Genomic DNA, 20,692 nt, shown 5'->3' with positions numbered 1-20,692 from the left:
CTGGAACGAGATCTTGAGCGAGGGACAATGGACTTGATTGATCAAGCGGCCGCTTCAGACTTGCGGCCGCTCTTGCACGGGCCGTCAAGACGGATTCTCCCGGTTTTGGTGCTCCCGCTTATCCTCGTCGGCTCGTGTGCTGCTAGCGCCTGGCTTTGGGCTAACCTTGAAGAGCCTGTCGAGACGCCGGAAAGCAGCGAAGTCGCTTCAACGATGAGCCTGCCACCGGAGGACAGGGCATCCTTGTCCGAGATAAAGTGGGCACAGCAGAAAAATGGTGATGAGATCGCAGAACTCAACCGCCGGATCGATGCCCAGCGGGATGTCCTCAAAGGGGTCCTGGATCAGATCACCATACTGACTTCGCGGATCGATGCGCTGCAGAGTTCAACACCTGTCCCTTCTGCTGCTTCCGAGCCTCCTTTGTCGCCAGCCCGGGCTGTTTCGAGCGCCGCCAGGAAACGCTTCGGGCGGTCCAAACCACAGGGACCTGTTTCCGTCGGAGGCGCGCCAGTGATCGCCGGACCGAAGACAGCCGAGCCTTGAGTCTGGGACGCTGCAGGCGTCGTCGAGTGTCCAACTGTGCTCGAGGAGGTGGACCGTAGCTTCGCAAAGCTGCCTCCAGCCGTAAATTTCCCGAAGCTGGTGCGGGCGCCGGCGTCTCCAGCGGCACGTCGCTGAGGCCGTCACCATCATCAAGAGCAGTCAAGGGGAGGTGGGGCAGAGCCCTTTCGGCATGATCGAGCCGTGGCCCTGAACGGCGGAATCCGCTGCGCTTCTCCTTCAAATCAGCTTCCCTTTAGTCAGCCCTCCCGGTTTGAGGCCATATCTGAAAGATCGTTGTCATGACACCGCCGCTGCATCCTCGAAATCTGGCCTGTCTGCCGGAGGTGCCTCTTCAGATCATTCCGTCGCGAAGAGCTTAAATGTTTGAGATCTGCTCACATGCGCGGCTTAGTTAATAGGGATACGGTCGAGATAGGTGTCGAATGCGGCAGCAACAGCACGAACGAGAAACCGGTGTTCCTGCTTGACCCGAATGAATCCCTCTTCAATGTCCACTATCCCGTCTTCGGCGAGCATTCCCAGCCGGTCGGCCGAATTGAGAAGAGGAATTGGATCAAATCCGTGAGCAGCACAGATCGCTGGTACGTCGGCCTGCAAATCGCACATCAGACGCTCGATAATTGCGGCGCGGAGGCGATCTTCGGGGGAGAGGCAGTAGCCTTTTGAGGTTGCCGGACGACCAGCCTGAATGTGTTGGTGATAGGAAGCGGTTGCGCTCTCGTTCTGAACGTAACCCTCACGCAGACGGCCGATGGCTGACGGACCTAAGCCGATCACGGTTTTGCAGGTATCAGCCGAATAGCCCAGGGAGTTGCGGCGAAGCTGACCGGCTTTCTGCGCCAGCGCGAGCTCGTCGTTGGGCAGGGCGAAATGGTCGAGCCCGATCTGGCGGTAGCCAGCCGAGACCAGCGTATCTGCGATAGCCGCGGCTTGCTCGGCGCGGGCGAGATTATCCGGCAGCGCCGTCTCATCGATCTGGCGCTGACGTTTCATATAGGAGGGGACGTGAGCATAGCCGAAAACTGCAAGCCGGTCTGGCCGCATGGCCAGAGCCGTCCGTGTAGAGTCCACGCAAGATCGCACCGTCTGATGCGGCAGTCCGAAGAGGAGGTCGAAATTGATGCGGCTTATCCCATGCTGGCGAAGGCTTTCGACGACAGACGCCGTCTGCACCTCGCTCTGGACGCGGTTGACCGACCTCTGAACCACCCCGTCGAAGCTTTGCACGCCGATGCTCGCGCGATTGACGCCGGCCACTTGTAATGTTTCAACCATCTCGGCCGTGAACGCACGTGGGTCGATTTCTATGGCGATGGTAGCTGATTTGCTGAACGCGAAGCAGCGTCGCAGGAGTGCCATCAAGGCGAGAAAATCGGCCGGTGCAATAGTAGTCGGCGTCCCGCCGCCGAAATGCACGTCGCTTACCGGCAGCGCGCGAGGCGCTTGCTCTGCGACCAAACGTATCTCGGCATGCAGCGTCGCCAAGTACTTGCGGATCGGTCGCTCGCTGCGAGTGAGGCTTGTAGGGAAGCCGCAATACCAACAGATAGCACGACAGAACGGAACGTGGATGTATAGCGACACGGGATCGTCGGGCGGCAGCCGCCTCAACCATGTCTCACAAGTCTTGGCACCGACGGTCGCGGAGAAATCCGGCACGGTCGGGTATATGGTGTACCAAGGCAGGCGAGCGTCGCAATACTTGTTCAGGAGAGACGTCTGCAAAGCCTAACTTTCTCATGGTCGAGCGGCATAAAGCTGACCGATGCCCACTGTTATGTCTTTGCGTTATGTCAAACGCGTCTAACGGTTCCTGAGATCTGGCCTGCTCTCGACGTCACGGCCAAACGCAGCGTTGGGGTTCATGCCTGGAAGTGAGCGCCGCTCGTCCGCAATTATTCGGACGTTTATGGTGGCATATGAATTTCTACGAGGACGCTCGAATTAGCGCGGTGTACCGCGACTAGCCGTGCGCAGTATCAATCGCTCATCGGGCAGCGTCGTTTCCGCATTCCCCCTGGCGTGCTGCCTTTTTGCGACGGAAACAGGGATCTTAAAACCTCAGCAGGGCAGCTGAGCTTGTTGCTGGACTTCCGAGGAAAGGCCGACGTGGTTGCTCCGCAATCGACGGATGCCTCCCGTTCAAGGCCGGAGCGTCACGGAGATAAGTGACTTGCTAGAGCAGAGCGCGATGTGCGATGTGCGATTGCAGCACGTGACGCTGCGTGCGATTCAAGTCTTTTGTAGCAGCTCACGAAAAACTTTTTTGGTTTCCAGCATAAAATCAATGAGCCTCAATTCCGCCACGCTGCTTGTCTCATTGCCGCAAGCATCATCACGGATGTACTGATGATGTTGGGGTGGCCCCGGCGCACTTCACGCCCCCGGCAAAGTGCGTCGGGACGCCTTGGTTCGCCGGCGTCTCGTTCAGATCCAAATACATGTCACTAACTCACAACGAGTTGGACGTCGTGCTGATGGCAAACGCGAGCTCGGAACGATTTTCTGTACTTTCTATTCTGCTTCATCGGTTGAGGCGTTTTGTTTCTGATAACGCCGTTGCAGCTGTTGATCGGCCAGATCGCATATCTATGCAGCGAGTCTTCATTGGCGTCGCATCAATGCGATGGACCTCCAGATTCGGTTCCACATAAGTCGCCTGGTGAGGCGTCGATCATCCCGTCACAAAACATTCCTACGCTGCGAGCTGGAGGCCATGTATGCAGGAGCCGGGGTGTAAGGTTGTGCCTCATGATTACAGAAAATGGGATTCGCATCCTGGCGTTCCAGTCCATTCACACTGGATCGATAAAGTGTCTGTTTCGAAAACCAATCGAGCGTGGACATCATCTTCGTAATATTCTCCATGAGGACGCAGCCCACACGCGCGCGAGAAAGGAGATTGCGCGGCCTTGCAGAAATACTATATTGAGAGTTCATCGCCCTATCGCTCCTAACCAAGTCGAATGCGCACCCTGGCGCGGTCCTCAGGGTAGTGAGAGCTTGCCGGATCGCCATCGATCAGGTGCTCTTCGTCCGGCACGCTTGATTGAAGCGTCGCGCCAGGCCATAGCCGAGATCGGCGTACGCCTCGTTTGCTCGCCCGGCCTGCCCGACGTTGATCCTGCAGGTCGATTGGAAGCGCGAATCGGATGCGATCTAGTACTGACCGTCCGCCTCAGGACGATGCGGAGCGCGCTCGGATCCGCCTCACCCTCGCTCGACCCTACGGCTTTTCGCGATCGTGTTGGCGGCTTTCAGTGTTGGGCAAGGCGCTCGGACCAGGCTTGAGCCGCGGCTCGCAGAAACCTTGTACTTCGATCTGACCGCGCTGGGATCGCCCGCATGAAAGATGCGCGTTTCCACTTTAAGCGCGAACCAATTGAATGCCGGCAACGAGCAGAACGGCCGCCAGTATGAATCTGATGGCTGTCTGGCTCAACCATTTCAGGCCGATTACTGCTCCAGCGACCGCCCCCGCCAGCGTGAAGATAGCGTATAGAGCCAAATCCGGAGAGGGAAATTGCCCGGTGAAAAGAGCTCCGACGAAGCCGACTGTGGAATTGGCCAGGATAAAAGGGGGTGATAGCGCGACGGTCTGCCTCGGTGATGCCCAATTCAGTGCGATGAGCGTCGGGGCGAGGAACACACCGCCGCCCACCCCAGTCAGGCCAGAAACGAGGCCAAGGACCGCGCCAATGCTCACGCTTTCCCGGAGCGGAATTTCGCCGACGCGATCGACAGCTCGTCCCCGCTGCATGATCATCACTGCGCTCGCCAGAAGAAGAACGAGTCCGGTTAGTGTTTTGTACATGTGCTCCTCGAGCACAATCAAGCCACCGGCAAGCGACGCTGGCATTGACGAAAAGAGAAGAGGGCGCAGGATTGTCCAGTCAACGACCTTGTTGCGGTTGAACAGCCAAGTAGAATAAGCCGCGACGACAATGTTGAGACCAAGCGCCGTGGGGCGCGTCTCTGTCGATGACATACCAAAAAAAGCCATTAGCGAGAGGAATGCAGTCCCGCCAGCCTGGCCAACGCTCGCATATAGCAGGGAGATGATCGCGAAGAGCAGGGAAGTCATGCTTCACATATCTTGGCGACGATCTTCGCCCGTTTTATTAGCAAGCCCATCATGATTCGTGCATCTGGTGCGGCCTAATTGTATTTCCGCTCGGGGCGGATCTAAGCGGTTCGCCGGAATCGTGCGGCCGGAGGTGTAGTCAGTTCAAGTTCCTTAGCGAGTGCCATGTGTGGACCCTCCCATCAATTGCCGAGGTTGGTAGTTGACTGGGCCCCAATAGGGGGCGTTTGAGGCCCTGAGAGGACGGCACTCGAGGGGGCGGCCGAGGTGAGCTGCCGAGGTGAGCTGCATTTGTTGCTGTAGCTTACCCCGTGCCGCAGCTCGCAATGGTACTGTCGCCTTCCCTCCCCATGTCATGAATGCTTCGAGGCACCTACCTCGCAACCAACCGTCCGCATTCGAAGTCCTTTTGCGACGATTGATTTTGGCGAAATCAACAGTTGGTATGGCACTTGCTAATCCGATCCGGGGGCCTCTCCTTCTGGAATGCGCATGCAAAGTGTCTTCCGCATCAAACAGGTTTCGCGACTGCGCCTATCGCTTGTTGCGTTTTTGACGTGGCCCATTTCTGTCCGTTCGGTTCGTTTGTACCGGGCCTGCCGGACGGGCCCGATGAAATGCCGGACAACGATGCGGGGAGTATGGCGTCTGCATCGGATCTTCCGTTCAGCTCATCGATCGCGTCACCGACGCTGTCACACGCCGAGAATCAGCGACAGGTTAGCGATGGATGATTCGCAAGATTGGGAAAAAAGATGACACTTCTGTTGTCTTCATCTCAAAGCAGGGAATTGGTACTGACAAGACGCAGATCGAGTCTCGCACTGAAAGGTGCGTGCTCTACCTTACGTGTAGTTCAGAGCCCAAGATCTCCTCGTGCTCGCCCGAGAGACAAAGCGAAGCACCGTTCGGACGCGACTGCGTTTTCTCGCCATGCAAGCTAAACCGACCCAAGCATCTAGCCGTGCGTGCGCTCGGTTCTTGTCGCCAGCACAGTCCCGGGGCCCTCGGCCCTTCTATCACTGCCGGCATGAGTAAGATGGAGCATCCTTGTGTTCGCATGGAGTCGATCCGCACGGACGACAGGCGATGATCTCCGAGTTCGCCAGCTCGCCATCAGCGAGCACTTTGTCGATCGCCTCGGAGCAAGGATGATGACGCTATTCGGTTGTTTGACGATGCGATCATCCTGGCGCAGTCGCCGGCAGAGCAACGAATGCGGCCAATGGCGTCAGAGAAGGAAAATCGTTATGGGAAATTGGGATGATCCTGGAAATCAGCGAGAATGCAGTCAATTTTCATGTCAAGAATACGATGGGAAAGCTGGGTGCGACCAGCCGGATTCAAGCAGTCGCGATAGCTATTCGCCTCGATGTTCTTTGAATTCAATTGAGGAACGACCGCCAACTGTCACATCTTTGGCTTCCAGCTTCTGGCAAGTTGAGCACGGTGCTTTCGGTGAACTCGCAGATATAACCCTCCTTTGGGCAAGTCTGCATCTCGCGCTGGGTGAGGTTCTGGGGCTTCGTAAGGTCGGTAAGATGTGGAATCGGCCGATCTAATGCTCACTGGTCGGAGCATGGCTCTCTCCACCAGCGGGTGATTCTTTGCTCAGATGAGCCCGCACCGCTTGCTCGGGACGTCGGACAGGGGTCTAGGGAGAGGAACAGCTGAGGAAAGAACCCCGACCGCGGGCCGGGGTCCCGATTCATCCAAACGCGTGGAGATCTTTATCTGGCGAACGGCCAGCCAAACTTGTAGTTGAGCCGTGCCGTGATGAGATCGACGTCCTGGTGCGCGCGATCCGCGCCAAGGGCCGCTGGGAAGCTTATGTTGCTGCGCTGCATGAACAAGTGGTTATACTCGACGCCCGCTGACCAGTTCGGCGTGAGGCTGACTTCGGCACCGGCGCCCAGCACGCCACCCCAACGCACATCATTGTTTTTGCCAAGCTCGGTGCCGGTTGCCACCGAGTTGACGTAATAGGTGTTGCTGGTCACCGCAGCACCGCCCTTGCCATAAAGGAGCACAGCATTGAACGCGTATCCGATATGGCCCGTGAGTAGGCCGAATGCATCTGTCGTGGTGCCAACGGTGTCTGTCGGGAAGGCGGTGCTGACATTGGAGCCGCGGAAGTCGGCCCAGTTGCCCTGGCCTTCGAGGCCGTACACCATGTTGAAGATTTGCCAACGATAGCCGATCTGGCCGCCAACGGTACCGCCAGTCGAATTATGGCAGCCCTCGGAAGTGATGCCATTGAAATCCCAGCAATTGTGGCTCGTTCCCCAGCCACCGTTTGCGCCCATATAGTAGCCGGACCAATCGATAATCGGGGCCGCGACCGGCAGCGGTGCCGCCTTGACCTTGACGGGCTGCCCGGCCAGATCCGTGCCGAATGAGGGGGCGGCCGCACAGAGTGCGCCGATGCATGCAGTCAGAATAAGAATCTTTTTCATTCGCGTGTTGTTTCCTTTAGGTGCCCCAGGCACCGTGCCGTTTAACAACATGAACGCGAATTGCTGTAACTGGCGCACAACATGTCTTGGAAAGAAACGTGCCCAATCGCCCGCGGCGTCAGATTGCGGAGCTCGCGGTTTCCGCTGCTTTGCTTCTACCGAGACGCTGTGGCTCGGCAGTGGTCGCCTCGCGCGGATCATCCTCTTTGAAAATGATCGTTCATGATCACCTGCGACGCGGAGCAAAGCCAAAAGGTGTTCGGCTCCTTCCGTCGCTAAGCTGCGGCAACGCCCAGCCGCACTTACAGTACTGGATCGATGGCACGCCTCAGGCGCTTAAGGTCATTCTTCCGGCAACACGGACGTGCTATCGCTTGCAATCGCGAGCAACGCGATGCCGATCGATTGCAGGCTCGATCGCTTTGGCTCTGGAACGACCACAAGTCTAGCTCGATGGTCCGTCAACTTCGACCTTGATTGATGGGTCGGGAAGCCCACTGCGTGCTAGACAGTGCTCTTGCTTGAAGTTGCGCAAGATCGTGCCGAGCTCAAGGTCACCGTGGTCGGTTTCCTGGCGCGAGCGAATACCAGCGCGGCCGCCCCGTCTCGCCGCCGTCTGGGCCTGGTGTTCAGCTTCCTGGTCTCGGCCGCCAGAGGAGCTGCAGAGGCAACAGCTTTCTCGAGCGCTCTCGTTTCAGCGGGGCCGCACATGATTAGAGAAAAGTCTGCTCGACCACGCACTGGCCCGAATTTTCCACCGTATGAGGCGCCCTAAATGCCTTAACGGCGCCGGATGCTCTCGCCGCAATAGGCACAAGCGAGTCATTGCCCGGTCGACGGTGCCAGTTCAGCCCGCAAGTTGCGTATCGCCTCGTTGGCCAGATTCAAAGCATTCCGTTCGCCGTTTCTTATCGAGCACTCGAGGTAAGTGCGCAATCGGCTATGAAGGACGGCCTTCAGATTATGTGCCAGCAGCGGATCCTTCTCGACAAAGCTCCAAGCCTTGTCAAATGCGACGCTCACAACGGCATCTGGCACCTGCACCTGCTCGGAAAAGATCTGATCCATCTCTAACGCTCCTCGACATCCTGATACAAGGAAGTACCTTCTCAAAAGCAACCGGATTGTGTTGCGTGTCTCAGCACGAAAGACATCTGCTCTTCAACCTCTTCCACGCTACTCCCGGGACTTCAGGAGAGGATATAGATGCTTGTTGAAGCTGCGATGACCGAACGCCGTAATGCCCGCGCAATTCGAAGAAATTCTGAAAAGAGTGAAGCGAGTACGAGTTGTCGTGCCCTTCATTGCCGTCGTGGGCCTCTTGGTCGGTCACCAAATTGTGGCTTTTCCTTCATTCGGAAGATCGGCCCCCACGGGTTGCGGTTAAAGCCCAGCATGATGAAAAAGGCCGCCTACTCTTTTCCCACTCTCAAGAAGCGTTCAAACCGCAATGGCGCTTGTGACGTCGGATTTGGGGTGATGTAGCCTGTTCCGGATGAGACTTGTCTGCTTTGCGACAAGTCTCGACGCCTATTGCCGTGTGATATTCACCTGCGCGTGGCTTTCTGCTCCGGCCGTGGTGTTTGTTACCGGTCAGGCGCCTAAGAGAGGGAACGAGATGCAAGGGCAATTGCACTTTCCCCACGGCGGATTCTTAGTCGTTTGGCAAAGAAGGGCCGGGCGCCGTCGGTGTGGGTTCAATACGGAGTTGCGTAGGAAAGCCGGCGCAGCGTGGGATCGGCGGCGCGCTTCCGAGCTTTGGATACTTGCAGCTCGTGAAAGGCGTCGAGGGACAGCAAGGCCCAGCTAGATCGAATGCGTCGCCGGCGGCGTGAGATAGAGCAAGCCTGATTTCGAAAGTGGTGGCGAAAGCGGCGCGCTTACGGACGGTGAGCCCATAAACAGCAAATGTCGATCCCTGGTGTGTGCGGCCTAAGTGTAACTGTCAGCCCAGCCATAAACGTCCGCTCAACGCCATCAATCTCCAAAAAGCGCAAATGAAATCTCAGTCCGCTGCCGCACGTGAAAGAATGAGCTTGGCGATCGTCAATCGATTGGCGGAAGTCCGCAGCGCGGCCGGTAATGCCGCCACAGTCTGATCAAAAAGGCGTCCCAGAATCTGAAGGTCCTCGGGGTGGTAAACGCCACGGTCTTGCGACAATCGCATTCGTCCGTGGCCGGTTCTTGTATCGCCAAGCTGGCCGAGCTCCAGTTCCGCGGTGATCATTTGGCCTATGAGGGCATTAAGTAATCGGATCGCTTCCAGCTCGTTGCCTTCTTCGCGCATGAGCCCAGCCACGATGTCGAGTTGCAGGTCGACGCGATCCTCGAGGTTTTGTATGCGTGAATTGGAAGGGTCAAGTTCCACGGTATTTCTCCAAAGTGGTGAAATGCAAGACAGGCGGAGTAGAGGTATCGTTTCCCGTTCGCCAACGGCGGACGCTTCGCTGGACAAATGACTGCTGCACAGGAGGCGCTTCCGGTCCCCTGGAAGAGGGGGCACATATGTGCCGCGAAAGGATTGCAAAAGTGCAATGAGCGTCTAGGGAAAAACGAAAAGCGTTGCCGATGGCGCGGGATTTGAATGGATTCTCGAGCCGCCCAGTGCGTTCGGCAACAGCGGTGACTCTGTTCGGGGCCACACAGCTGATTGTACTGCTCTGCTTGGAGCCGCGGCAACAGCGCCGGACTGTTGAGGCGACCCGCCTGGTCAGAGCGAAAGGTCCAGCCCGCACCCCTGCGAAGGCCAACTCACCTGCCCGAGTTCTACGCTGCGGAGGCATTTACCATCGCCGAGTGTGCGTGATAGCTGTCTTCTTAGAGCAATCAAGTATCATGCCCAAAGGGGCAGGCAACGTCGTGTAGATTGCGCGCCAACTGCGACTGGTCACCGCACTGCATTCGTGCCCCCACGTGTCTTGCCGTCAAACATTGCTCGAAGCAGCCAAGAAGCACGTGATTTGCTCTGCGACCAAGTGATCCATTATCACGCGACATTCGTGAACACTGCCTTCCGTAAGCCGGCGATCGACTTATGCGGTGTTTGGCTTCAATTAGTAAAATAGAAAGTGTTGATGGGATGCATCCAGTTCGTTGATAGCGCAGGCGAGCAATCTCACCGCCTTCATCGGAGCCGGTTGATTGGTTCTCCTGCTATCCGGGCTAGGAAGCATAGGGAATGCCCGGGCAGGCGGCTGAGCCGCTGATGACCCGCCATGCTTGAGAGCGCACGAAGTAGCGGAACGAGTAGCGTTGACTTGGACGCCAAAACCTTGGTGCCCCCGCGGCCAAGAGAGACATGCATCCCGGCGCCGGCTATCCACCAGCTCTCGCTACCCGTATACTCGGCTATAGTCTAGGTAGTGGGCCTGATTGCTTCGTGCCGTCCCGCTGTCTCTTCCATTCGTGGATCTGAGATTGCGCGATATAATCCAGGCTAGAGAATGCGTAGATGCTGGTCGGGCACGAATCTGACAGAAGGCGAACGCCTCCAACAAAATCCGTGCTTGTCCATAAAGAATCGTTAGCTTCGCTTTCCTAGTCCTCAACCTTCGATCACTGGCTGCATAAGGGGCATGCCTTCAAACCTAGCAGAACGGTAAATGGCCGCCTCCGAGGCCAGTGCTGCAGACGGGATCAGACAAGGGGGCTGCTATTTGTCTATCATCGGGCGTAGCACCTTCGGCAGGGCGGCGCTCGGTAGCTCTGCGAGCGCCGCAGCGAGCGCGAAAAACGCTGCAAAAGCAGCGAATATAAAAGCGCTAGCGAGCATTGCTGCGACAACGTTCTGAGGGCGTCTCATCATTCGAGATACTTCGCGTGGGGAATGCTGCGTTGCATGAAAATCAGTACTTCTTGACACGCTCGACATGACCGTCGCGCCAGCGATAAACCAAAAATCCAGAAGCCGAGTTGTCCCTCCTTTTGTCGAACCGGTCGATCGGTCGGGAACGAAGCGCGCTGGCGACCCGGTCAGCATTGAAGGAGCCGCTCCGGTTCACCGCCTCTGCCCAGGCTTGCACAGCGGCACAAGCGTATAGCGTGTAGCCTTCACCGGGCAGCCCGGAAGCTTTGAGTCCGGCGACCGCACTGGCAGCATTGGCGTTCCCAGCGGGGTTGGGCATGAAGGTAAACAATGTGCCATTCCCAGCGCTGCCGGTAATGGCCCAGAATTCGGAGGTCATCAGCGGATCGTTCGCCATGACCGTGAGGTCTGCTTTTGCTTCTGCTGCCTGGCGTACCAACAATCCGACTTCGGTGTGGTAGCCGCCGATATAGGCGACGCGCAGCCGGTCCTTCTCCATTCTTGAGAGCAAGGCTCTGAAGCCCCTTTCACCGGCAACATAGCTTTGCCGGCTCACCTGCCGTCCCAATCGATGAAGCCGGGCTTCAACCACGTCGACAATCCCCCTGCCAGCAGTCCTCTTGTCGTCCAGCACCGCGATTTTCTCGAGGCGATAATTCGTGTGAATGTACTCGGCGGCAACGGCTCCCTGTTGGTCGTCGGGCCGCAGATCCGAAAGACAGTCTCAAGGCCGTGCTCTGTTAGTTGAGGAGTTGACGAGCCTGGTAACACCTGGACGATGCCAGCTTCGCGTAGATGTCGGAGGCCGGGATCGACGAAGAGGAACAAAAATGGCCAACCACCAACAGGATCCGCTCTGTCGTGAGCTTATTCGCGACTGCGACAGCTTGCCTAGGGTCGCAGGCGTCGTCAGCGACGCTCAATATAGTTTTGGCATTATCGGGAAGCTGGCCTGAGGCGTTCAGGACCTCGACCGCCGCAGCCGCACCATCGCGCATTTGCGCGCCGAATGCAGCGCTGCTTCCGGTCATTGGGCCAGCCACGGCGATCTTTATTTCAGAGCCGCGCGCAGACGGAGCGACGAGAGCGCAGAAGAGAAGCGCCGCAGGCGCAAGAGAGGCATGCCGCTTATTTACCATTGTAGAGCTTCCAATGCTCACCTGAAGTGAACCGCAACTGGTTGTAGTCAACCACGCCTGTAGACAGGCGTTGCTTGCTGGGCAAACCTGCGTTGGCCGGGCGAGCCGCCAACTACGGTAAGATCTACAACTTGACGTTACGTGCGGATCAAGCCCTTTTGGGAAGAGCGATGGAGGCGTCAGGGACGCGGATCGACCGGCGGTGACAATCCTTCCGTTTGATTCCGTAAAACTCCAAGCCGCGTCGGAGAGCGGCCGGTTCACCTAGCGTTTCTTAGCTTGCCCTAACCGGCGTGTGGAACCCGCCATGAATGCGTCAGTAAGGCTGATCCTCCAATCCGCCAAGGGCAAGATCGAGATATTGCATTAGACAGGGATCCCAACCAGCCAGACTGCGGGGCGCGCTTAATCGTGCAAGTACCTTCAGGATCATCGAAACACGTGAATCGTCGCCGGCGATTTCGCTGATCAGCAAGCGTGCTGCAACCGCGACAGCCTTTGCGCGCTCTCCGCAAGGGTGCTCGCCCCCATCCATGCAGTCGCGAAGATCATCACGGATTCGCCGCCAGCGGTCCTCTCGCTCCGCAGCTAAATTGCAGGTGCACCGGGACGTCTGACTCCGCGTCTCGGCGCGCGACATGGCGTTCAGGGTGGCAGGCAGCTCATCCACACTTACCTGCGCCTCGCTGTCGATGGTCATGTTGCGCAAACGGTCGCGCAACAGAGTTGTGCGCGCGACTTGGACTTCTATGCGCTCTAGATGCTTGCGCAGCAAGTCCGTGAGTGAGGTCGTCCCCTCCATAGCTTTACGGATCTCCACGAGCGAGAAGCCAAGCTCACGCAGCGCGCGAATCTGATGAACCCGTTGCCCGCTTTCGCGGTCATACATCCGGTGACCGCCCTCAGTGCGCTCTGTCGCTGCTAGCAGTCCAGTGTGCTCATAATGGTGCAGCGTGCGCACCGTTACTCCGGTCGCCTCTGCAAGTTCGCCAATGCGCCATCGACGCCGTCTTGGTGTAGCTCTGTTCATGTTGTTCAATTTCAAAGCCTACAACCTGACGTCACGTATGATTCAAGCGGATTTCTAAGCTCCAGTTGAATCGCCTTTAATTCATGCGCGCGAGTGGTGACTATCCTTAGAATGGCGGCTGATCAACCCTCAGGAGAAAGGGTGATCAACAAGTTCGCCAGGCGTGCCAGTTCAGCCTCGCCAGCCGCCGTACGCTCCAGGATAAGTTTGGCGATTGCTGCGCAGTTTTCTGGACTCCGCATCGACGGAGGTAGCGCGTCGACGGCGCCGTCATAAAGCCGTCCGAGGGCAGATAGCTCTTCTGGATCGAACACCCCGCTGCAAAGCTTCAACGTTCAGCTCCTTGTTTGAAATTGAGTCAAGCGCAGCGCACGTCGTCAAGACGTTTGGCTGCGGTAGGGCCAAAAGAAGTCATACCTGCGGCGCAAAGCGATGAGGATGTGATGTGCTGCTGTGTGATGCGTTCAGGCCACACGCGTTCGCGATGCAGCTTCGACGGCACGGCAAGTCCGACGATCTCTATGCTCACAATGAACGGTGGTAGGAATCCGAATAAGCTGATCATCTCCGTTCATCGGGAGCAACTACCGACCCAGGGAGTTGACGGCAAGAGCTCCGTGCCTGGCCTACCTTCTTGAGAGAGCTGCGCCCTGCCGCGGCCGTTGCAACGTAAACGCCTAGCTTCAGTGCGAAGGCATTGCTCCGTCGCTCGCCGGCCCCGTTCCGTTCCCGTCCCTAAAAGCATCAAGTCGGCAGTCTGCCGTTTCTCGCCCCCGAGGCGGAGGTGCGAAGAGCGAAAGCGCCTCTTGCCTGCCGCAAGGATCCTTTCCCCCGGCAATAAGAGCAAGCCAGGCGAGCAGGAATTGTGTGTTGAGACAAGTGTTGGAATGTGAGGTTCGTAGACTTCGCGAATGTGCTTACGGCAACGGTGAGACGGATCGCACGAAATGTCCCGGGGGCTCCGCGTCTTCCGGGCTGCTGGTCACACGGAGCTCTTGTGTAGTTGCCATGCGGGTGGCCTCCTGAAACAAAATGTCCCTCATCCACAGACTTCCCGGGTCGCTGTTGTGAAGTGAGGGCCATTGGACCGCCTCGGTGAAGGCGGGGAATGGATGCGGAAGCTCAACGATCCGAAGGGGCATCGTTCTTTGGAAATGCCTCACGAGCCCTAATGGCATCGTGCCTATGCGGTTCGTCCCAACTATGAGAGGCGGGATCATGCTGAAGCTCTGCACGAGGATGTCGATGCGCCGCGTGGGTCCGAGATCAGTCAAAAAGGAATGCTCAACTGGCGTCCGGGGCGCACCTCCGTGCTTAACTGCAACGTGACCCATCGACATATATCGATCGAATGTAAGCCGGGGTTGTAATTCCCTATTGGTGCAGCAGCCTACGCAGACGAGTCGCTCCTCGAATAGGGCCGCTCTGGGGTGCGTGCTGGACATGAAAAAATCTGGCCGGATAACAAAATCGACTTCACCGCGGCGGAGGAGCAGCTCGTGTTCATCGGTCGGCGCAGCCAATTCGAAGCTGACGGCGGGGGCTTCTCGCGTGACGCGTGCTACGACATTTCGGAAGAGCACAACTGTTACGAAGTCAGAAAGGACGATCCTGAATCGGCGGTTCAATCGAGCTGGGTCGAACGGATGTCGGGCCATAATCGAGAGTTCAATGTGCATCAGAGCCTCGCGCACAGGAGCCGCGAGCCCTTCCGCGCGTGAGCTCAAGACAAGTTCGCGCCCCCTCATTCCAAACAGTTCATCACGGAAATGCTTGCGCAGCCGGGCAACGGCTGCGCTCATTGCCGGCTGACTAAGATTGATCTTGCGTGCGGCTGACGAGAGGTTGCGCTCAGTTATTAGAGCATCCAGCGCGACCAGAAGATTTAGATCCAGACCTTTGAAACGCATCTCTTCCTATCCGGCACAAACGTCGTTGCTGCGCAATAGCGTGCGGTGGCGCCAGCGCCTGGAGCAATCGTCTTGGCCCGCCCCAATGGACATCGGCTCATTCCTGCGCCCGGGAAAGGAAGCTTGCGAGATGACCGCAACAATGGAGAGCAGGCGGAAAGCCGATCGGCAGCGGCGGGAAAGCGTCGGGAGCTCCAAGCTAATTGGTCTTGCCGGTTCCGGCCGGCCACGCAGCAGGGTCGTTCAGTCCGCTGATGGCAGATCAGCCCAGTGTTCGTCAGCGTGCCAAAGCGCGGTGTCGACAGCTGGGTCGTGCAGCGCTTGTCACGAGAGCAACCTACAACCTGACGCAATGTGCGGTTCAAGACATTTTAGTGATAGAGCCAAACATTTGCACGGCAGGCATATTCTTCTGCGATGGTTGCCGGACGTAGCCTGAATGCGTCGTGAGCGCATCAAACCGCACCTTCGAGGTCACCACGCGCACAACTGGAAAAGGCTTCGCGACCGATCGTCGCATTGCGCGTCTGTGGCTCCTTCTCACCTCCATACCCTGGAGAGACGAAAGAAAACGGGGCACGTCGAAGGTTCTACAGTGTGCCGGGGATGTTCAGAGCGCAGCTTAAGGTAAGCCTAACAGCGCCTGCGAGTTGGAGGCTCCTGGTCCCCAGATGCCATGTTGGATGCTTCCTCGAGCAATATCCGACGCATCCAGATGCTCGCGGGGTCGGTATTGTGGAATGAGGGCCACTGCAGGGCCTCTGTGAATGTGGGCAGGGGGAGGGGCGGTTGGATGATCCGCAACGGCATCCGCTTTTCGAAGTGCCTGGCCAGTCGTAAGGGCATCGTGCCGATACGGCTCGTGTCTAGCAACAGGGGCGGAATCAGGCTAAAGCCCTGCACGACGACCTCAATTCGTCTCCTCAGGCCGTGCTCAAGCAAAAACCATTCTTCGAGGTTCGGTCTCAGTGCGCGTCCGAACTTGGCAGTAACGTGCCCCATCGAGATGTATTGTTCGAACGTAAGCTGCCGGGATAGCTGCTTGTTCGCGCGGCATCCGACGCATACGAGGCTCTCGTCGAACAGCGTCGCCTTAGGGTGCGCGCTCGACATGAAAAGTTCCGGCAGAATGAGAAAGTCGACCTCGCCCCGCCGCAGCAGCTCATCCGGTTCATCAGAAAATGGCAGCAGTTCGAAGCGCACCGCGGGGGCTTCTTGCGCCATGCGGTCCACAATTCTGCGGAAAAAAACGATCGTCATGAAATCTGAGAGAATGACCCTGAAGCGTCGGCTCGATTGAGCAGGGTCGAGCGCGTCCCGCGATATGATTGAGAGTTGGATGTGCAGCAGGGCCTCGCGAACCGGACCTGCAAGCGCTTCCGCGCCAGGTGTCGGGACGAGTTCGCGACCTCTCATAGTAAAGAGTTCATCGCGGAAATAGGTGCGCAGCCGTGCGATCGCAGCGCTCATAGCAGGCTGGCTCAGATTGATTTTGCGAGCCGCCGCTGTGAGGTTGCGCGCCGTCATCACGGCGTCGAGCGCAACGAGAAGATTTAGATCAAGTCCCTTGAACCGCATGTGATGAGTCTATCCATCGTGTGGATGTGTTCTATCGAAACAATCGATTTTACCAAACTGGGGGAGGTTGGATAGCAAACTGAAGTTTGGAAAAAGCAATTAGACGCGCCACGATGGTTTCCGGTCGTTCACGTGAGCTAAGAGAAGAGCTCCCAGACGTGGGAGCGCACCATGGGCGCGCGTTGTTGTTTCTCCTTAAGCGTGGCCGTTCGAACGCCAAGCGCGTCCCGATAAACGTTGGTATGCGGATATCATCCGTTTCCATATTTCAGGTTTACCCGCGTACAATTGAGGGCGCGTTCAGCCTCATTCTAGTGTCGAAGAATAGAGGCAGACGCAGGTTGCGGATGCCAAGAATTCCAGGCGCCGTTCCAAATGGCTCGCCTGTCCAGTGCATGTGGGGCGTGTCGAAGATGTATAAAAGCCAGTGTGATCTGATGCCGCTCCGATGCGCCATCGATGAGGCTTGCGCGCCGATGGCCGGCCCTCAGACGTCAAAGCGCCGGAGGGCGATGCGACTGCAGGCACAAAAGCTCGCTGGTGCAGACAGGTTCTGGCTAGCCCAACCGCCTCGTCGGCAGCTTCCGAGTTATCGTGAGCGCGGCATCAACCGCACGAGGGTGCAATCAAGCGATCGCTCCGTCGCGCAAAGGCCAGCGGCGCGGAGTAGGCGAGCAGTGCCGAGCTCCGACAGAGCATGGCGGCGCATCTCAGCATTCATCGGCGGTTCGGCGAATAGCGAATTGACGTGACCATCCCCGCTCTTCATTCCACCGGCGCAAGGAAGCTCGCCATGAACATTGCCGTCTCCCCGACTGCGGAAGGATCTTCTGGGCGCGCTCAAGTGCAGTGGAGCCTTCGTTGGGAAAGTGAACTGCAGCTCGCCGATCATGCCGAGCTCGCGGAGTTCTTCCGCAAGAGTTACGGACCGACGGGTGCGTTCAATGCGCAGCCGTTTGAGCGGAGCCGAAGTTGGGCTGGAGCAAGACCCGAGCTCCGCGTAATTGGTTACGACGCGCGCGGGGTAGCGGCTCACATCGGGCTACTGCGCCGCTTCATCAAAGTTGGTGAAGTCGATCTCCCTGTGGCCGAACTGGGGTTGTATGCGGTGCGCCCCGATCTCGAGGGGCACGGGATAGGCCACGCAATGCGCGTGATGTATCCCGCACTCCAGGAGCTCGGCGTTCCATTCGGATTTGGCGCGGTTCGCTCGGCCCTCGAAAAACATTTGACCCGACTGGTCGAAAGGCAGGGGCTCGCCACCCTGATGCGTGGCATTCGCGTCCGCTCCACCTTGCCGGATGTCTATCCAAATTTATCGCCGACGCGCATCGAAGACGTGATCGTCGTGGTGTTTCCGGTCGGACGCTCGATAAGCGAATGGCCGGCCGGGACTGTCATCGATCGTAACGGGCCTGAGTTGTGACAGAGCGTTCCACCCTATCTACTGTCCGCTGCGACTACGCTGACGCGGGCGGAAGTCGAGCTGTCCATTTGACCTTTGACGATGGGCCAAATCCATTTTGTACGCCAGAGGTGCTCGATGTCCTGGCGCAACATCGGGTCCCCGCGACATTCTTCGTCATCGGGACGTACGCGACGGAGCATCCTGAACTCATCCGACGAATGATTGCGGAAGGGCATGAGGTTGCGAACCATACGATGACCCATCCTGATCTATCCAGATGCGGACCTACGGAGCTACACGACGAGGTGCTGACGGCGAGCGAAGCCATCCGTCTGGCGTGCCCGCTGGCCTCGCCCAGGCATATGCGAGCGCCTTACGGCATATGGACGCGAGATGTGCTCGCAGTGGCGGCGAGCGCTGGTCTCACGGCTCTGCACTGGTCGGTCGACCCTAGAGATTGGTCCCGCCCCGGGGTTGATGCAATTGTGAATTCCGTACTGGCGAACGTACGCCCGGGTGCAATTGTGCTCCTGCACGACGGATATCCTCCCGATGAGGAGGGATTGCCCAGTGGCTCTACGCTGCGCGATCAGACCAGGACGGCGCTGGCATATCTCATTCCAGCACTACAACGGCGCGGGTTTGTAATCCGTCCACTCCCTCAACTCCACTGAAAAAACGACACCCCATGGACCTGCTCGCGACGACCAGTGCTGCCGCCGTTTCATCTTATGCGCTCCTATCGACGATCTATAAGAGCGTGCAAGCGCTTTATGCTCAGCCGGCGATCAACTCATCGCTGGACAACCTTGGACAAGCCGAGGTGGTCGTTCCTGCTGTGGACGTGATCGTGCCGTGCTTCAACGAGAATCCGAACACACTCGCCGAATGTCTGGAGTCGATTGCCAGTCAAGACTACGCCGGAAAGATGCAGGTATATGTGGTCGATGACGGATCGGCAAACCGCGACGTTGTCGCGCCTGTACACCGGATATATGCGAGCGATCCGAGATTCAGTTTTATCTTGTTGGCGAACAATGTGGGAAAGCGCAAGGCGCAGATCGCAGCGATACGCAGCTCATCCGGTGATCTGGTTCTCAACGTCGATTCCGATACGATACTTGCTGCCGACGTCGTCACGAAGCTTGTATTGAAGATGCATGACCCGGGAATCGGTGCGGCCATGGGTCAGCTGATCGCGAGCAATCGCAACCAGACCTGGCTGACCAGGCTGATCGACATGGAATATTGGCTCGCGTGCAACGAAGAGCGCGCGGCACAGGCGCGCTTCGGTGCCGTCATGTGTTGCTGCGGCCCATGTGCCATGTATCGGCGTTCCGCGCTCGCCTTGCTTCTTGATCAATATGAAGCCCAATTCTTTCGTGGGAAGCCGAGCGATTTCGGCGAGGACCGCCACCTAACGATACTCATGCTCAAGGCGGGGTTTCGAACCGAATACGTTCCGGACGCCATAGCAGCCACAGTCGTCCCGCACAGTCTTCGGCCATATCTACGACAGCAACTCCGCTGGGCGCGAAGTACCTTTCGAGATACGTTTCTTGCTTGGCGCCTGCTGCCAGAGCTCGATGGTTATTTGACGCTAGACGTTATCGGGCAAAATCTCGGCCCATTGCTCCTCGCCATTTCATCACTTGCTGCGCTCGCACAGCTCCTGATCGATGGCTCTATACCCTGGTGGACGGGATTGACGATTGCTGCAATGACTACGGTCCGGTGCTGTGTGGCAGCGCTTCGTGCCCGCGAGCTGCGGTTTATCGGCTTCTCGCTCCACACGCCGATCAATATCTGTCTCTTACTGCCTTTGAAGGCCTATGCGCTTTGTACATTGAGCAATAGCGATTGGCTATCTCGGAAAGTCACCGATATGCCGACGGAAGAGGGGAAACAGCCTGTCATCCTGCACCCGAATGCCGGACGAAGTCCTGCTGGTGTAGGGGGGCGCCTGCTCCTATTCGTAAGGCGGCGTTATCGCAGCCTCCATCGAGCCTGGCGGCGACGGAGAGTGTTTCCGGTCGCGATCGTTCGACTGTCTACAAATAAGTGGTCGGCTGATGACTCAGGACGAAAACCATCAGTTATTAGAGCGAGAGTTGGCTGTCGACGACCCGTGGCGCCTCGACACTAGTGCGTTCGAGCAGCAGCGATACGCGCAAATGCTCCGGATGTCGCGCCGCGACGGAGATGCGGCGTCTGCGCTCGAAGTAGGATGTGCAGCCGGTGCATTCACGGAGATGCTGGCGCCGCTATGCGAGCGACTTACGGTCGTGGATGTCATGCCGCAGGCAATCGAGCGAACGCGACTGCGGACCGGGAAATGGTCACATATTAGTTGGGTGACCTGCGACATTCAGCGGTTCTCGACCACTGAGCAATTCGATTTGATTGTCGTGGCTGAGGTTCTTTACTACCTCAGGGACGTCGTCGAGATGCATGCGGCTATCCGCAACCTGGTGAGTATGCTTGCGCCAGATGAGACTCTCATTTTCGGGTCTGCGCGTGATGAAATATGTCAACGCTGGGGGCATGCTGCCGGTGCTGAGACGGTGATCGCTCTCTTCAATGAGAGCCTATCAGAGATCGAGCGCCGGCACTGCTGCACCGGGTCGGCGAGCGAAGACTGCTTGATCGTCCGGTTTCTGAAGCCGGGCGGCGCGTCGGCACAATCAAACGCCGGTCATTAGGCCAGGAGGACGT

General features: G+C 57.8%; 17 protein-coding genes. 6 read left to right on the top strand and 11 right to left on the bottom strand.

The features are described from left to right. Nucleotides 1-27: 27 nt before the first annotated feature. The gene (locus CIT37_RS33305; protein WP_011084803.1) at nt 28-546 is read left to right on the top strand and encodes a hypothetical protein; all 519 of its coding nucleotides are present in this window, start codon (nt 28-30) and stop codon (nt 544-546) included. A gap of 408 nt (nt 547-954) precedes the next feature. Here the strand turns inward: CIT37_RS33305 and hemN are convergent, their stop codons facing one another. Both hemN and CIT37_RS33295 read right to left on the bottom strand, forming a co-directional pair. Continuing rightward, nucleotides 955-2,292: an oxygen-independent coproporphyrinogen III oxidase gene (gene hemN, locus CIT37_RS33300; RefSeq protein WP_011084804.1), complete on the bottom strand. Its 1,338-nt coding sequence runs from the start codon at nt 2,290-2,292 to the stop codon at nt 955-957. Nucleotides 2,293-3,934: 1,642 nt separating this feature from the next. Beyond that, nucleotides 3,935-4,651: a sulfite exporter TauE/SafE family protein gene (locus tag CIT37_RS33295; protein ID WP_011084806.1), complete on the bottom strand. Its 717-nt coding sequence runs from the start codon at nt 4,649-4,651 to the stop codon at nt 3,935-3,937. A gap of 1,263 nt (nt 4,652-5,914) precedes the next feature. Here CIT37_RS33295 and CIT37_RS33290 point away from each other — a divergent pair. Beyond that, on the top strand, nt 5,915-6,034 hold the full coding sequence (locus CIT37_RS33290) for a LuxR C-terminal-related transcriptional regulator (protein WP_018646991.1): 120 nt from the start codon (nt 5,915-5,917) through the stop codon (nt 6,032-6,034). Between the two features lie 347 nt (nt 6,035-6,381). On the opposite strand, the gene CIT37_RS33285 is transcribed toward CIT37_RS33290, so the two are convergent. The 9 genes from CIT37_RS33285 to nodD1 form a co-directional block, all read right to left on the bottom strand. Further along, nucleotides 6,382-7,107 carry an outer membrane protein gene (locus tag CIT37_RS33285; RefSeq protein ID WP_014497822.1) on the bottom strand — a complete coding sequence of 242 codons (726 nt, stop codon included), beginning with the start codon at nt 7,105-7,107 and terminating at the stop codon, nt 6,382-6,384. 822 nt (nt 7,108-7,929) lie between these two features. Beyond that, nucleotides 7,930-8,175 (bottom strand): hypothetical protein, encoded by a 246-nt coding sequence (locus tag CIT37_RS33280; protein WP_011084811.1) that lies wholly within the window; start codon nt 8,173-8,175, stop codon nt 7,930-7,932. A 937-nt stretch (nt 8,176-9,112) separates the two neighbouring features. Further along, nucleotides 9,113-9,475, bottom strand: coding sequence for a hypothetical protein (locus CIT37_RS33275; RefSeq protein WP_014497821.1), 363 nt, complete (start codon nt 9,473-9,475; stop codon nt 9,113-9,115). A 1,477-nt stretch (nt 9,476-10,952) separates the two neighbouring features. Then, nucleotides 10,953-11,552, bottom strand: coding sequence for an ABC transporter substrate-binding protein (locus tag CIT37_RS33270; protein WP_245283467.1), 600 nt, complete (start codon nt 11,550-11,552; stop codon nt 10,953-10,955). 100 nt (nt 11,553-11,652) lie between these two features. After that, complete coding sequence (locus tag CIT37_RS33265; protein ID WP_028154217.1) at nt 11,653-11,943, bottom strand: ABC transporter substrate-binding protein; 291 nt, start codon at nt 11,941-11,943, stop codon at nt 11,653-11,655. 424 nt (nt 11,944-12,367) lie between these two features. Continuing rightward, complete coding sequence (locus CIT37_RS33260) at nt 12,368-13,081, bottom strand: MerR family transcriptional regulator (protein ID WP_026312621.1); 714 nt, start codon at nt 13,079-13,081, stop codon at nt 12,368-12,370. Nucleotides 13,082-13,203: 122 nt separating this feature from the next. Continuing rightward, the gene (locus tag CIT37_RS33255) at nt 13,204-13,413 is read right to left on the bottom strand and encodes a hypothetical protein (protein WP_014497819.1); all 210 of its coding nucleotides are present in this window, start codon (nt 13,411-13,413) and stop codon (nt 13,204-13,206) included. Between the two features lie 585 nt (nt 13,414-13,998). Then, nucleotides 13,999-14,991, bottom strand: coding sequence for a transcriptional regulator NodD2 (nodD2, locus tag CIT37_RS33250; RefSeq protein ID WP_011084818.1), 993 nt, complete (start codon nt 14,989-14,991; stop codon nt 13,999-14,001). 633 nt (nt 14,992-15,624) lie between these two features. After that, entirely contained in the window at nt 15,625-16,569 is a 945-nt protein-coding gene (gene nodD1, locus CIT37_RS33245; RefSeq protein ID WP_018646994.1) for a transcriptional regulator NodD1, read from the bottom strand. A gap of 793 nt (nt 16,570-17,362) precedes the next feature. Between nodD1 and CIT37_RS33240 the strand changes: the two genes are divergently transcribed. From CIT37_RS33240 to nodS, 4 genes are read left to right on the top strand one after another with little or no spacing between them, the layout of a single operon-like run. Further along, a complete protein-coding gene (locus CIT37_RS33240) occupies nt 17,363-17,995 on the top strand; it encodes a NodA family N-acyltransferase (RefSeq protein ID WP_011084822.1) in 633 nt (210 codons plus the stop codon). Continuing rightward, nucleotides 17,992-18,651, top strand: coding sequence for a chitooligosaccharide deacetylase NodB (gene nodB, locus CIT37_RS33235; protein ID WP_011084823.1), 660 nt, complete (start codon nt 17,992-17,994; stop codon nt 18,649-18,651). The genes CIT37_RS33240 and nodB overlap by 4 nt, the downstream gene beginning before the upstream one ends. A gap of 14 nt (nt 18,652-18,665) precedes the next feature. Continuing rightward, nucleotides 18,666-20,123: a chitooligosaccharide synthase NodC gene (gene nodC, locus CIT37_RS33230; protein WP_011084824.1), complete on the top strand. Its 1,458-nt coding sequence runs from the start codon at nt 18,666-18,668 to the stop codon at nt 20,121-20,123. Continuing rightward, nucleotides 20,050-20,679, top strand: a complete 630-nt coding sequence (nodS, locus tag CIT37_RS33225; RefSeq protein WP_014497813.1) for a nodulation methyltransferase NodS — start codon at nt 20,050-20,052, stop codon at nt 20,677-20,679. Before nodC ends, nodS begins: the two co-directional genes overlap by 74 nt. Nucleotides 20,680-20,692 lie beyond the last annotated feature (13 nt).

It is taken from the genome of Bradyrhizobium ottawaense (assembly GCF_002278135.3).
GTDB lineage: Bacteria > Pseudomonadota > Alphaproteobacteria > Rhizobiales > Xanthobacteraceae > Bradyrhizobium > Bradyrhizobium ottawaense.
This window is presented reverse-complemented; position numbering and strand designations above follow the sequence as displayed.